The organism is Mesorhizobium sp. M0815 (assembly GCF_040319995.1).
Lineage (GTDB): Bacteria > Pseudomonadota > Alphaproteobacteria > Rhizobiales > Rhizobiaceae > Mesorhizobium.
Window position 1 is genome coordinate 14229 of sequence record NZ_JAMYOU010000019.1, and the last position, 12930, is coordinate 27158.

17 protein-coding genes are annotated in these 12930 nt (G+C 60.5%); 9 read left to right on the top strand and 8 right to left on the bottom strand.

Annotated features, from left to right (window positions below):
* Positions 1-19 precede the first annotated feature (19 nt).
* The 3 genes from NKI01_RS20580 to NKI01_RS20590 are packed head-to-tail and all read left to right on the top strand — an operon-like array spanning position 20 to position 1964.
* Positions 20-685 carry a hypothetical protein gene (locus NKI01_RS20580; RefSeq protein ID WP_352496023.1) on the top strand — a complete coding sequence of 222 codons (666 nt, stop codon included), beginning with the start codon at positions 20-22 and terminating at the stop codon, positions 683-685.
* 2 nt (positions 686-687) lie between these two features.
* On the top strand, positions 688-1179 hold the full coding sequence (locus tag NKI01_RS20585; RefSeq protein ID WP_352589734.1) for a hypothetical protein: 492 nt from the start codon (positions 688-690) through the stop codon (positions 1177-1179).
* The gene (locus NKI01_RS20590) at positions 1179-1964 is read left to right on the top strand and encodes a hypothetical protein (protein ID WP_352964417.1); all 786 of its coding nucleotides are present in this window, start codon (positions 1179-1181) and stop codon (positions 1962-1964) included. The genes NKI01_RS20585 and NKI01_RS20590 overlap by 1 nt, the downstream gene beginning before the upstream one ends.
* A gap of 18 nt (positions 1965-1982) precedes the next feature.
* Here NKI01_RS20590 and NKI01_RS20595 read toward each other — a convergent pair whose 3' ends face one another.
* On the bottom strand, positions 1983-2444 hold the full coding sequence (locus NKI01_RS20595) for a hypothetical protein (protein WP_352964420.1): 462 nt from the start codon (positions 2442-2444) through the stop codon (positions 1983-1985).
* A 148-nt stretch (positions 2445-2592) separates the two neighbouring features.
* On the opposite strand from NKI01_RS20595, the gene NKI01_RS20600 reads away from it, so the two are divergent.
* A complete protein-coding gene (locus NKI01_RS20600; RefSeq protein WP_352964423.1) occupies positions 2593-2880 on the top strand; it encodes a hypothetical protein in 288 nt (95 codons plus the stop codon).
* A gap of 93 nt (positions 2881-2973) precedes the next feature.
* On the opposite strand, the gene NKI01_RS20605 is transcribed toward NKI01_RS20600, so the two are convergent.
* From NKI01_RS20605 to NKI01_RS20615, 3 genes are all read right to left on the bottom strand, one after another.
* Positions 2974-3417, bottom strand: a complete 444-nt coding sequence (locus NKI01_RS20605; protein WP_352964425.1) for a hypothetical protein — start codon at positions 3415-3417, stop codon at positions 2974-2976.
* Positions 3418-3751: 334 nt separating this feature from the next.
* Positions 3752-4588 carry an ATP-dependent DNA ligase gene (locus NKI01_RS20610; protein WP_502899450.1) on the bottom strand — a complete coding sequence of 279 codons (837 nt, stop codon included), beginning with the start codon at positions 4586-4588 and terminating at the stop codon, positions 3752-3754.
* Positions 4589-4700: 112 nt separating this feature from the next.
* Complete coding sequence (locus tag NKI01_RS20615; protein WP_352964428.1) at positions 4701-4913, bottom strand: KTSC domain-containing protein; 213 nt, start codon at positions 4911-4913, stop codon at positions 4701-4703.
* A 212-nt stretch (positions 4914-5125) separates the two neighbouring features.
* On the opposite strand from NKI01_RS20615, the gene NKI01_RS20620 reads away from it, so the two are divergent.
* The 5 genes from NKI01_RS20620 to NKI01_RS20640 all read left to right on the top strand — a co-directional run bounded on the left by NKI01_RS20620 (position 5126) and on the right by NKI01_RS20640 (position 10996).
* Complete coding sequence (locus NKI01_RS20620) at positions 5126-5866, top strand: SGNH/GDSL hydrolase family protein (protein WP_352964431.1); 741 nt, start codon at positions 5126-5128, stop codon at positions 5864-5866.
* Entirely contained in the window at positions 5863-6120 is a 258-nt protein-coding gene (locus tag NKI01_RS20625; protein WP_352964434.1) for a hypothetical protein, read from the top strand. Before NKI01_RS20620 ends, NKI01_RS20625 begins: the two co-directional genes overlap by 4 nt.
* A gap of 352 nt (positions 6121-6472) precedes the next feature.
* Positions 6473-6847 carry a hypothetical protein gene (locus NKI01_RS20630; RefSeq protein ID WP_352964437.1) on the top strand — a complete coding sequence of 125 codons (375 nt, stop codon included), beginning with the start codon at positions 6473-6475 and terminating at the stop codon, positions 6845-6847.
* A 158-nt stretch (positions 6848-7005) separates the two neighbouring features.
* Positions 7006-10218 carry an SGNH/GDSL hydrolase family protein gene (locus NKI01_RS20635; protein ID WP_352964440.1) on the top strand — a complete coding sequence of 1071 codons (3213 nt, stop codon included), beginning with the start codon at positions 7006-7008 and terminating at the stop codon, positions 10216-10218.
* Between the two features lie 64 nt (positions 10219-10282).
* On the top strand, positions 10283-10996 hold the full coding sequence (locus tag NKI01_RS20640; RefSeq protein WP_352964444.1) for a class I SAM-dependent methyltransferase: 714 nt from the start codon (positions 10283-10285) through the stop codon (positions 10994-10996).
* On the opposite strand, the gene NKI01_RS20645 is transcribed toward NKI01_RS20640, so the two are convergent.
* The 4 genes from NKI01_RS20645 to NKI01_RS20660 form a co-directional block, all read right to left on the bottom strand.
* Positions 10979-11533 carry an acyltransferase gene (locus NKI01_RS20645; protein ID WP_352964447.1) on the bottom strand — a complete coding sequence of 185 codons (555 nt, stop codon included), beginning with the start codon at positions 11531-11533 and terminating at the stop codon, positions 10979-10981. The genes NKI01_RS20640 and NKI01_RS20645 overlap by 18 nt on opposite strands.
* Positions 11534-11712: 179 nt before the next feature.
* Positions 11713-11886: a hypothetical protein gene (locus NKI01_RS20650; protein ID WP_352788670.1), complete on the bottom strand. Its 174-nt coding sequence runs from the start codon at positions 11884-11886 to the stop codon at positions 11713-11715.
* A gap of 159 nt (positions 11887-12045) precedes the next feature.
* Entirely contained in the window at positions 12046-12213 is a 168-nt protein-coding gene (locus NKI01_RS20655; protein ID WP_352589751.1) for a hypothetical protein, read from the bottom strand.
* A gap of 498 nt (positions 12214-12711) precedes the next feature.
* Positions 12712-12897 carry a hypothetical protein gene (locus NKI01_RS20660; protein ID WP_023723040.1) on the bottom strand — a complete coding sequence of 62 codons (186 nt, stop codon included), beginning with the start codon at positions 12895-12897 and terminating at the stop codon, positions 12712-12714.
* Positions 12898-12930: the final 33 nt, after the last annotated feature.

Below are 12930 nucleotides of genomic sequence, written 5' to 3' on the forward strand. Positions count from 1 at the left end.
TCAAGAAGGAAATTCTCCAGTGACCCAACTCCCCCATGCCGAAGACTTCGGCAGGGCGCGGACGGCTGCCGATTTTGCCGCCGTCATCGCCTTGCTCGACACCGACCTCAACAATGCGATCGCCCGCAAGGGCGAGCTGGAAACGGAAAAGTTTCACGCGGTCGTCGGCGCCGGCAATTTGACGGCGGCGCGTGCCGCATTGGACGACTGCAACGCTGAAATTGCGCTGATCGAGAAGACCATCGAGGACGCGTACGAGCGCCGCGTTGGCGTCCCCCTGGACGAACCCCCCGCCGAACCCGTCGCCGCCACGCCGGCGCCCGGCGACGAGGTCAGGACAAACGCCGAGGCTCTCGGCGAGCGCTGGCGCATGGTCCACTGGCTGATCGAGGAACTGCGCCAGGAGCTGTTCGCGGCCGATGCCTTGAGCCGCGCCGTCACCGCCGCCAACGGCGTGTCCGACGGCGACGCCGGGGTCAAGGTCAACCTGACCACCATCCGGCGCACGGCCATGGCCGGCCCGCGGGCCACAGCACCCACGCGGCTCAGCCGCCCGGCGATCCAGGCCGACCGACTGCTTTTGTCCTTTCTCAGCCCCGGCGGCGTGCTCGACCGGCGCCCTTCGATCGGCGCGCCGGTCGACGGCATCAAAAGCAAATTCATTCCCGCCGGCGAACGAGGCTGACCATGTGCACACTAGCTCTTATCGGCACGGCGCTTTCCGTCGGCGGCGCGCTGGCGGAAGGCCAGCAGTCCAGGCAGATGGCCGACTACCAGGCCAAAGCCTATGAACAGCAGGCGCGGGCCGACGCTCAAAGCTCGGCCTTCGAGCAGGGCCAGGAGCGCCACAAGCAGGACCTGCTGCAGGCGCAGGCGCGTGCCCAGGCCGGCGCTTCGGGCGTCGCCATGGCGGGCTCGCCGACCGAGGTGCTGGCCGCCAATGCCAGGCAGGGCCAGCTCGACCTCAAGGCGATCCAGTACGGCTCGCAGCTGCGCCAGAACGGTCTCGGCACGCAGGCGGCGATCGCGCGCTTTTCCGGCAGGCAGGCGGTGGGCGCCTCGATCTTCAAGGCCGGCGGCAATCTCGTATCGGGCATCTCCGGGCTCTACGACCCGGCCAAGGCGGTGACGTTCGGCAGAAGCGCCTTCCCGCCGGCGCCGGGCGGAGGCCTCTACTGATGGCCACCATCCCGCTCCAGCTTGCCCAGCGCCGGCTCGATACCGGCACTGTGGCCTCCTATCCGAACGGCTCGCCGGTGGGCGCGGCCATGCAAGGCTTTGGCGACGAGCTCTCGGCGGTGGCCGAGCGCTTCCGGCAGCAGCAGAAGCAGCAGGATGCGTTCGACGCCGACATTATCGGCCGCGAGCTGAACGCTCGCATCGCCCACGCCGAGGCCGTGGCGGTGCAGACCGCGCCGGCCGACGGCGGCGGCCTGCACGACTTCATGTATGGCCAGCTCGATCCGCGCAGCGACGGCGTCCTCAAGCCCGGCCTGTTCGACCAGATATTCGACGACACCGCGGCGAAAGTGCCGGAGGGCGAACGCGCCAATTTCCTCGCGCAAAAGCAGGCGTTGCGGCTCGCCGGCTCGGCGCGCATGGCCGCGCAGCAGCATGCGCGGCGCCAGAACTATGAGCAGGCCGAGTGGAGCAAGGTCGAGGACGGCTACACGAGCGCCATCGCGCAGGGCGATCCGGACGATAGCGACACGTTCGACGCGATCAGGCGGAGCGGGCTCGAGCTGATCGGCAAGATGGGCAACCCGGTGGCCCGGCAGGCGGCCGAGGCCGCCTGGCGCGGCAACACGGCCAAGGCGCTCGTCCAGGCGATGATCGCCAAGTATCCGAAGGGCGCTGCGGAGGTGTTGGGTGAGGGGTCGGACCCCCGCCTCGCTGATCTCACGCCTGACGATAGAAAGGAGTTCGCAAACATGGCTCGCATAGCCTTGGCTGAAGCGGGGTAAATGTGGGCGTGGGGCCAGCTAATTCCTTGGCAGGCTGTGTATCTCAAGCCGAACAGGGCCACCTCGATCGCAACTCGTGCAGAAGAGTGCCCTTTCCACGGTGCTGAACAGCGCATCCTTTCCGTATCGCCGGATGAGGCTCGCGGGCTTTACCTCGGCATGGTGCGAACAGTTTTTGCACCACGCCCGCAGCGAATGCCATTCGCGTAGATCGCCAAGGGAGGCATCGAGGCCGGCGTGGACGCTGCCGTCGACTATGGTCTGGGGCTCAACCTTCGTTTCGCCGGGCGTTATAATCTTTTCCATCACATGCCGGCCGTTGTAATGAATTAGCAGCATTCCCGGCCGCCGGCGGATAGCTGCCTGCCAGGCAGCTTGGCTGACCACCGAATCCGGCGACCGCCCGATGGTCTCGATCAGTCGTTTTTCATCGCGGTCCCAAACCTCGATCCGGAAATTGTCCTCTGCTGTTTTTGCCATAGCTTCGCCGGCCAGCGCTTCTGGCGCCTCGCCACCGTTTCCTTCCTGCTGAGATGAAGAGGAATAAGGAATATTTTCCTCTCACGTCAAGAGGCTCTTGACTCTATAGTTCTCTTTTTGTTCACTATGGGCAAAATGGAGACATGCAATGAAATCGATCACTGTCACTGCGGCCGAGCAGCCCGAAATCTACGCAACAGTGAGGCGTGAACGGCCTGCCATACATCGCTCCGTCATCAAGATGGCAAAGCAAATGCGCGGCCTATCTGATGTCAGTCAGAAACAGGCGATCGCTGAACTTACGGCCACTTGGATTCTAGCGATCTACCCGGAAAGCTTGGAGCTGGCATTATCGCTTTCAGACGCGATGCGCGAACAGACCGATATCTATCTGAGGGAAAGCAAAAAGAAGCCAAACGCGCCGCGCCATCACTAAACGTCAGCGAAGCCAATGTGCACCGCTTCGCGATCTAGCTTGATCGCAGAGCGATCTCAGTGGGTATCGATGTTTTGGACGAGATCAGAGTTCTCAGCCGAACAGTGATATAACGAACTGGGCCAGTGTCGTTAACGCGAGACCGATATTAGCTGTGCGGTAGAGTGGATTGATCTCAATCTTCTTAATGGCTTCGGTAATTCCGGCACCTGCCTTCAAGTCGTCGAACACATGCACGGCCAAGTCTGCGTCGACAGGGGACAATTTGGCATGAAGAGCGTCGGCGAGAGCCTTCCTATCGGCTCTCCCCATTGCTGATTCAAAGCTGCTCGTCGCAACAAGATTCCTGAATGTCGCGTCCCGGCCATTCGCGACGACCGCCGTGTCGGTATCCGATATGACGAGATTGTTGAAACTGTTCCCCACTCCGTTATCTTCTACCCCGACCTCGAAACCAGAAATTTGAATTCCGATAAATCGGTTCCCTGAAGAACCGGGACCTATAGAAATTCCCCTAGAACCAACTGGCTTTTTCATTGTTGTTGTCCCCTTGAGCAAGAAGTGCCCGCAGATAACATAAGAACGACGGTAGACACCAACAAGGGATGTTGGGCGCTCTCGCCGTGGCCGCGCGGGTCTATCTTGACGATTGACGGGCGGGCGCCAGATGGCGCTCAGAGATGAACAGGACCGACAACATCGCGACCGGGTATAAGGGAAAGCCCCACGACGGGCCTGTCGACGACGAGTCAAAACACTTCATCTACTGTCCGGTTTGCGGGCAGACATTTGATGCGCGCGACCTAGGGCAGGTGTTCCATCATGCCGAGCCGGAACACCAACCGCTTCCGGCGGAGCAGTAGAAAGCTGATTACTCGTCCCAGAAGTCTTGCAGCGAAGCGTGGCGAAGGTCTTCCTCGCCCCTGAGATGCTTGACCCGAGCTTTGATCCCCGGCTTGACCCATTGCGTTGCCGGCCGCTTTGGCATGTTCTTTGGCGGTGGGCCGGCATGTTCCTGGACCCGCTTCCACAGCCGCTCGCGCATTTCACGATTGACGCTGACGAAAGCGCTGCCGACATATTTGCGCGTGCCGGGCTCGGCCATCAGGGCGAAAGCCGGTTTGCCGCGCTCGCGTTCAACGCCGAGCAATTCGTATTCGCCAGTTGTGTAGCACTTGGTTTTCAGCCAGTTGTTGGTCGGGCCGCTGACATACTTGCTCTCTATTCGCTTCGAAACCATGCCCTCTAGGCCGGCCTTGTCTACCAAATGGTAGATCGCGTTTGCTTCGCCTGGCAGCGCCTCGCTGAACTGAATACGGCCACCGGCCTCGATCACGCCGGCGAGGATTTCGCGGCGCTCCTCCAAGGCCATCTCTCGAAGATCATGGCCGTTGAGGTGCAGGAGATCGAAGGCGACGAAGTAGAGATCATGCTGGCGCCGCGTTATTGCTTTCCGCAGTTCGGCAAAATCGGAGAGGCCATTCTCATCGAGGACGATGATTTCGCCGTCGATGATCGCGTTCTGGACGTCCATCTCTTTGGCTGCCGCAGCCAGGTCGCGGTATTTCGATGTCCAGTCCAAACCACGCCGCGTGAAAATTCGCGCACGGCCGGCGTCGATGATGATCTGGGAGCGGTAGCCGTCGAACTTGACCTCGTGACTCCATCCGCCGCCCTGGGGCGGCTTCGCTACCAGAGTAGGCATCATCGGAGGGATGAACTCTAGACCTCCGGCAGTCGATCCCTTAGTCACCGACTAGGGTCTAGGTCTTGGTATGTCGGAACGCATCCCTCGAACGGGGGATGATCGTCAAAGGTCGTTACCCGTCGTCGATAGCGACAAGCCGGTAGCGGAAGTGATTGCGAATGTGCTCGTTAAAATACCGGCCCTTGGCGAAGGCCGCTTTGAACGCAGCAAAGGTCTCCGGCGGTACGCCCTCAAACTCATACCGTTTGCCGCTGGCCACGAACCATACCGAAAGGATTCTGTTCTCCGGATCGTATTCAGTTTTGCGTATCGACGTGGACGGCATCACGGCGGCTCGACTAAAAAGCTATCAATGATCAAGCAGCCAGTCGCGTTCCCTAAAAAGCTGCTCGCTAAGTCTTCGGCGCGCCACAGCGACCCTTGAGAACTGCAATTTCTGCTTCGTGGTCGCCTCCTGAAAGAGAATCGGCGGCTCGGGTGGTTGGCGGCGGCCCATTTAGCCTAGTCTATCTAGACCAGATCGTTCAGGTGTGGCAGATGTACTGGTGGGTAGTGCTTGGGGTAAAAAAATTGCATCATTTTTTCAAGCCGGTCATTGGCATGGCCAGGGTTGCGTTGGGGCGGTCGCGGACGGATAGGGAAGCTGAGTTGATGGCTCAGCTGAATTACTCGCCGAGGCCTTCCATACTGTTGTTGGGCGATAGCTTAGTCGCCGCATCCCAGGCGCAGAGCGGAAGCCCTGATGTTACAATGGGTGCGGTCGGCAGGTCTCGCATTGCCGACGTCCACGCAATCGTCAGCCGGACCAAATCTAACGGCCTATGGGATAAGGTCGAGGGTGTTGTAGTCGGAGTGGGTATCAACGATGCGGAATTGAGCGAAGGGGACAACCTGGAATCTAGGGCGATTTACTTCAGGTCGATGTTGGATGCTCTGATCCGTACCTGTTTGGACCGCCCCCTTGCGATACTGACAATCACCGAGCCAGACGAAAAAGGTGCCCAGGTCGATCGGTTCAGCAGAGAACTGATTAAACGCCAGAACGCCGAAATTCGTCGGGTTGGCCCACGGGCTGTCGTGTTCGATATGGACGCCAGGTTTAGGGGCTCAATGGCCAAGGCCGGGCGTCCAATTTCGTCCGGTTTTCTGGATGGTGTCCATATTTCAGAACTTGGCTATGGACACTGGAAGCCCTTGTTGCACGAGTGCATTCAGGCGCTGCGTTCGCGTCAAATTTCCACGAGGCCACTGGGCCGGAAACGCAAAGCTTCGTTTTGAACTGGCTGCTGATCTGCGGCAGTCTGATTGTGATCACGATGCTGGCTTATGGCCTGCTAACCGCAGAGCTGTCCCAATTGGTGGATTGTCGCAGGATCGCAGTAAATCGCCTCCTAAGTTTTTGGCGCGCCACACCGCCCCTTGAGAATTGCAATCTCGGTTTCGTGGTCGCCTCCCGACATCGAGGAGACGGGCACGCCGATGAGAAAAACGCCCAAGGCGTCGCCAGTCGCAGCCTTGTTTTGCTGATTTGAAACAACGGCTAAACGCTCTCTGTCAGCCTGAGTGCAAGGGCCGGCATTCGGGACTCCTGCAATTTTGTCAGGGGGCGTGGCGCACCCTGCCAAGCCGGCCAATACCGATATCGTCAAAACTACTCGCTTCATTGTTTCCCCCGTTATCCCTCTAACCCGATGGCAACATCACCTACAGCAAGGCGACGCACACGCAAGGCCTCACCGGCGCCACGGACATGCATTCCTTGGTCATGTTGCGATGAAGTCTGATTGTGGTCACGATGCTGGCTTACGGCCTGCTAACCGCGGAGCGGTCCCAGTTGGCGGTGCCCTCTGGATCGCCTCCTGTTTCAGATGAAGGATTGACCTGTTGCGCACCGACTCTTTTGCGACCATGGCAAGGATCGCTTTTCTGCTTACCTTGGCTGCTGTTCTCCTGCTCGCGCTTTCGCCGGTGCGCTTCCTGCAGGAGTTGGACATGGGCTTCACCTTCCACCATGACAAGCTCAATCACGCCGCGGCGTTCGCTGCGTTGGCGGCGCTCGGAAGCCTCGGCTGGCCGGAACACAAGACGAGGCTGGTCGTGCTCCTCGCCATTACCGGCGCGGCGATCGAGCTGCTTCAGGGCGCGCAGCTGATCGCGCGCGACATGGATATCCTCGACTGGGTCGCCGACTGCGCCGGCATGGCCTGTGGGCTGGCGGCGATCGGCGGCACAAGAAGGCTTGTCGGCGGATTGCTGTAGCGCTGCGCCGCGTTGCTCGCTGTCCGCAAAATCGTCCGTGAATACACTGGCCGCGCCGGATAGCGCGGTGTCCGGCCGCGTAGCTTAGCTTTCCCACCGCCAGTACCGAACCCTTCCGGCCTCGCTTATGCGGGGCTTTTTTCATGGAGCAAGCCCTCATGTCCCGCCCTGCAACTGCCGCCGTTCGTCTCCTCACCGGCGAACGCGAACCCGTGCGCCTCGCAACCACGGCCGACATCCTCCTGCACGGCCTGCAGGCCATCGACGGCGTGCCGGCCGAAATCGGCGACCGTGTGCTGGTCAAGGACCAGACCGACCCGACGCAAAACGGCATCTACACGGCGAGCGCAGGCGAATGGTTCCGTGCCGCCGACGCCCGCACCACGCGCACCGTGCAGAAGGGCACGACGGTTCACACCCAGGTCGGATCGGTCAACGCCGACCGCGTGTTCGAATTCACGGCCGACGAGCCGGCCGTCGGCGCCGATGCCATCACCATCGCCGCATCCGTTCCGCCCGACATCGCCGACGTGGTCGAAGAGGTCGAAGCGCTGCGCGATGAAACCCAGGCCTTGAAGGATGCTGCGGCAACCAGCGCCGGCCAGGCATCGGCCAGCGCAGCCGCTTCCGCCGCGAATGCCAGCCAAACCACGGCCGACCGGGCTGCCACCAATTCCGATGCCGTCGCCGCCGCGGCGGCCGTCGTCAGCGCCCAGGCCGCACGCGACGCTTCGTTCTACGGCAAGGGCATTTTCCCGACGACTGCGGCGGCAATCGGCTTCGGCGTCGTCGGCAATGGTGCGATCACGGCAGGCTCGGGCGGCGCCAATGGCACGTTCGACCTGGCGTTTGCCGGCGGCACAGGTTCGGGCGCGGCCGGCCGCTTCGTGGTGGCGGGCGGGGCGCTGACGCAGATACTGATCACGGCGCCGGGCTCCTACACGGTGGCGCCGACGTTCAGCTTCGGGGCGTCGGCGGGGCTGGCCGGCGCCGCGGCGGTGGCGGTAATGGGCAGGAATGTCGATGTCGGCGAGTATTTCTGGACGGAGGTCAGCGCCGGCATTGTGGGGCTGTACAGCGTCGGGGCAGGCCCGATTGCCGTCGACACCGGCATTCGCGCGTCACCGGCGGAAATTGCCCTGATCAGCTCACGGACTGTGGGGCCAGTCCCAATCACTGGTTCTGTCGGCGGCACGGTCGTTGCCAACGACAACGTCTTTTTCTGGCCAGGGTCGCTGTCGGCTGTCGATGAATATCTGTCGACGCTGGAGCTTGGATTTGGCGCCGTGCCGGGGACAGCACATATCGTCTTAGCCCACGTTGAGGCCGACGGGACGCTTAGCCTGGTTTCCGAGCAGACGATATCCGCTCCAGCCGGCCCGTCGTCAGTTGTTTCGGGGCTCGCGATCCTGAAGCCTGCCGGCAGTGTCATGGGCGTCCAACGCACTGGTGCTGGCAGCTGGTACTACACTGCCGGGGCAATTCCGAACGGCGAAGTCGAGTGGTTCACAGGGGCAATTCCTGGGTCGCACATGGTCAAGACTATAAGCGCGATAAATGGTCCACAATGGAGGGCAACCTTTAGCGGCGAAGTAGCCGGCAAAGCACGCGCGGCTGCGGCGGCACTTGCCGGCATTAATCAGGCGATCGGCACCACGCAGATGATCGGATGGCCAACGCTGGTCAACACGGGGACGGATACACCGGCTAGCTACAGCGTCATCCCTGAAATCCCGTCTTCAGTCAGTGGCTACATCACTGAAGTTAATGTCGGAGCCGCAGCCAACGGCGCTGCCAAGATCCACGTTGTTGATATTGCGGCTGGCCCCACCGTCAATGTGATTAGCACCACGCCCGTCGACTTGTTGAATGGCGTCGCCAAGCTATCGCTCGGCATTCCGATTGCGGTCGGGCAATATCCAGCGATCAGTGGTGGCGGCTACAAATATCAGGCGAACAGTAATCCGCTCGGCATTCGAGCGTGGGTGAAATCGGGAGCACTGTCGAATGGCGCAGCCGTCATCGAGCAAGGGGCGCACCGTTTCGAGGTTTCATTCACGATCAAGACTGGCATCATCGCCGATGTCTCGCGCGCCTTAAATCCGCCAACGACCAATGGGGCGGCGGCCGCCGGCATCGGCTTGTTGAAGGATGCCGATCACACCGGCGTCTCTGACGCCACCGCAATTTTTGCGGCCGCCGCGGCGCAGCATCCGCAACCCTATGTCGATCACGGCAGTTTCGCGCTGACTGCAATGCCCGCAACCGGCGATGGATTTTGGGGACCCGGAAAGCCATCTGTCGGCGGGCGCCGGTTCTTCATCCCAAGTCGGCCGTCGCTGCAGAATCTGTACGATGGCTTTCGGGCGAAGATGGCGGAACACATCGCCAACAATGACGTGCTTTGTCTGATCGCGGACAGCATCGGTCTTTGGGCGCTTGCCAGCGATGGGCCGAAGCACTGGTTCAACCATGTCACCAGTTTCGCCAACATCGGCATCGCTGCCGACGAGCCGGGCATGACCGCTTTGCGGCCCTCTTCCAGCTATACGCCGGCTTTCTATGGCGTCACGGCTGCTGGAACCATCTCGACCGGAACGCGCGGGCCGATCGGCGAAAGCATCATCTTGGCGGCCGGCGCGTCTCTCACGTTCACCGGCGCCTATGAACAGGTCGACGTGCACTATACTCAGGACGCCGGCCAGGGCTCGCTTGCCTTCGCCTTTAACGGTGGCGCGGCCTACAAGACGGTCAATGCTGCCGGGGCTCTGGTGCTTGACCAGTTTTCTGGACCGTCGCTTACCGGGCAGGCCGCGAGTGGCAATTACACTCTTACAACGGTTGGCGGGCCGGTCGAGATCACCGGGCTTATCCGGCTTGGCATAAAGGCAACTGCTTCGCGCGCACGTTTGCGCACGCTGCGCGCGGCACATGGGAGCTTTACCTTCTCGTCCTACAATACGGCGCGTCTTACCTCTGCCATTGTTCAATGTGGTTATGCCGGTGGCAAGATCGTGCCGGTTCTGGCGCTCGGCATCAACGATAGCTTTGGCACTGCGCCATCGTCCATTTCGTCCACCATCGCGACGATCCTCAACACGCTGGAAGCGGCCTTGGCTCCCCGCATCATCGTGATGCCGCCCACGCGGCCATCGGCGGCATGGGATGCAAGCTACACGTCAGGCCGTACCTACGATGCCGCCCTCGGCGCAATCCGTCAGGCCTATAGGTCCCGCAATGTGCTGAGCATCCCGATTGATGGGTTCGACTATATTAGCTCGGGCAACTACCAAGAGGGTTTGCATTTCAACGATGCCGGCCATGACGGCAACGCGCAGCGCTTCATCGAACACGTCGCGGAAAGGGGATAACTAGTCGACACTGGACGCGGTTCGTGGGTTATGGCAGGGTTTCCCCGAAGGGGAGCCCAGTGCCATGGCCAACGCCGACAGCATTATTGCGATATACGATGACTACTATGCCGGCGACAAGGTGCACGCGAAACGCGAGATTGCTTCTGTTCAGTCAGTCGACCACGTCGAAGACTTTGTCCAAGGCGAAATCTTCGACACGATACTCGATATCGGCGGCGGCGAAGGCGCCGTGCTGGACAAACTCAACAAGCGTGGGATCGGAAAGACCTTGGCGGTGGTCGAGATTTCTTCTTCGGGTATCGAGGCGATCAACTCGCGGAAAATTCCCAATCTCAAAAGCGTCTTGCGTTTTGACGGATATCACATCCCCCATCCCGACAAGTCCTTCGACCTGGGATTGGCAATCCACGTGGTCGAGCATGTCGAGCACGAACGGATGTTTCTGAGGGAGGCGGCTCGGGTTTGCAAGAAGCTCTATATCGAAGTGCCTTTGGAACATACGCGAGATCTTAGCAAAGCCATTCGGATGTCGGGGCCGTTTGGGCATATCAACTTCTACACGATCCAGACGTTTGAAAACCTTCTCAAAACATCCGGGCTAAAGGTCGAACGGCTAAAGGCTTTTGGCCAAAGCTTGCCCTATGAGCAGTATCTGGCGGGCCGCTCAAAAGGTTGGCTAAAGCACCAAATCCGAACGGGGTCGTTGAAAATCGCACCCAAAACCGCGATGCGCAGCATGGCCTACATGGCTGGGGCACTATGCTCGACCAGCTGATGGATTTTTCGCGCCAATAGGTTTTGCTGGATTGCCCCCGACCATAGTCAAGGGGGGCACGTCTTTGGTCACTACAGATCCCGCACCGACGACAGCCCCTCTGCCGATCGTCACACCTTTGAGAATGATAACATTGAAGCCGATGAAGACGTTGTCTTCAATTTTCACCGGCGCCATTGTGATATTCGTCCAGTCCTTCTTGCCCTGATGCCAGTCAGCGACGTCAGCCGTCCGATTTTGCCATGCTGTTGCATGGGAGTTGTGGTCAACAATCGTTGTCCCCCAACTTATGATCACGTCATTCCCGATCTCGATGCGGTCTGCTGCCACTAGATGGCTCTTGCCGATGTAGGTTCCATTTCCGATAACGATCTGCGCGTCAGGCCGGTCGAACGAAAAATACGAGCTTAAGATGCAACGTTCGCCGATGGAGTGACGGCCGCGCCGAGCGGTGTGTACGCTGCGCAGGTCCATCTTCGTGCCGGCACCGGCCTTGATGCCGGCTAAGCGCTGCAAGAACGGTGGCACGAAACGCATTTATTGGTTTTGCCCGAAACGAGATAGCGATGTGCGACCGGTCTGGATTATCTAAATCGCGCTGTCAACCAATGAGCACTGTCAAGCGAGAGTGCAAGCATCCAGCGCAGCGGGAAAGTAGCGAGTTCACAAGGCAAGATCTTCGCCGTCACCGAAACTGCGTCCGCCGCCGCCAGCGGCTAGCGCCTGCTGTCCTGCGGCTTCTCGTGAGATTCCTGGCCTTTCGACCACCAGACAAAATACAGCGAGCCCATCTTCATCACAGGCACGCGGCGGTCGCGTTCCCGGGCCCGCAACTCACGATAGGTCTTCATCTTCAGAGTGCCGCCCGGCAATCTGATACGCACTGCCATCGGTCCAACTCCCGTTGTGCAACGCAGCAATTGTGTGCAATGCGGTAAGTAGAGACCTTCCGTTACGGAAGAGTCAACAGCGGCATCATCAACTTATTTTGCGCGCTGGCCGGCGGAGGCTTCGCGGTGCCGGGCGGGCAGGCCTGGACGAAAGGAGCTTCATCCTGGCGACTGATCGTCAATCAGGCGCTGGCGGTTCGACCACCAGGTGAAATAGACCCGGCCGAGCCTGACGACGGGTATGCGGCGGGCGCGTTCGCGATCGCGCAATTCGCGGTATACTTTCACCTTCAGTGTGCCGCCAGGCATCCTGATACGCACCGCCATCGATTCTGCCGCCCCATTGTGCAAAGCAGCACAAGAGACCTTCCGTCACGGAAGAGTCAACGCCCGCCCGCTGACTATTTTTGGGATTTGGCGAGCGGTCTTCGGAGGTTTGGCGCGCGGCGGTTCCTGATCCCGCACGGAGGCGCCAGTGCCCGGTCGGGGATCGTCGGTGCGCGGGCTATTTCCTGGGCGAGGATTTTCTGGGCGAGGATGGGCGATCGGACATGCCGCTCGGCCACCAGATGACGAAGTAATTGCCGACCTGCCAAACCGGCACCTCGCGATTCTGCTCGCGGCGCCGCAGCTCGTCCCTTTTCTTGATCTTCAAAGTCCCGCCTGGGAGTCTGATTCTTATCGTCACGTGTTCCTCCCGCACCCCCTACAGGTACGAACGATATACGCGAACAGTTTCATCCCGGCTAAGCAATTTCATCCAGGCCGAGCAATTTCGGGGCCGATACAGCGCGCCGGACCGGCGCGAGATCGCCGGAACCGGCTCTATTTGAAGAAATCCGCAATGCCGTTGATGGCCAGCACCGCATAGACGATCGGTCCGGCGATAAACGCACAATAAAGGCAGAGGATCGCTGCCAGCACCGCGAGCAGCGGCTTGTCGCGACCGACGGCGCGGAGCTCGGACCTCACCGACCAGCGCGCCGCAGCGGTTTGTTCATCATCAGGCATATGCAGACGTCCTATGGCCTGTGCCGGACCGCG